Consider the following 263-nt stretch of genomic DNA (forward strand, 5'->3'; position numbering starts at 1 on the left):
GGACGCGCGGATCATCGGTCCGGTCCACGGCAGAAAATTGATGCCGGCCGCCATCGAAACCGCCGCGGCGAGCACGCGCCGGCCCATCTTCAGGCGGTCGTAGAGCGGCAGCATCGCGGGAATGGTGACGAGAAAGCAGACCGCGCCGGACCCGTCGAGGTGAATCAGCAGCGCCAGCAGCGTCGTGCCCATCACGATTCGCGTGGGCCGCGTGCCGACCGCGCGCAAGATCCGGTCGATGATCGGGTCGAGCGTGCCCGCAT

General features: G+C 68.4%; 1 protein-coding gene. It reads right to left on the reverse strand.

All coding sequences use genetic code 11. The annotated features are described in order from the left end of the window. Positions 1 to 263: SLC13 family permease (locus SB751_RS31785; RefSeq protein WP_410749244.1), on the reverse strand; the 263-nt coding region annotated here is incomplete at both ends.

It is taken from the genome of Cupriavidus sp. SIMBA_020 (assembly GCF_046535395.1).
GTDB lineage: Bacteria > Pseudomonadota > Gammaproteobacteria > Burkholderiales > Burkholderiaceae > Cupriavidus > Cupriavidus campinensis.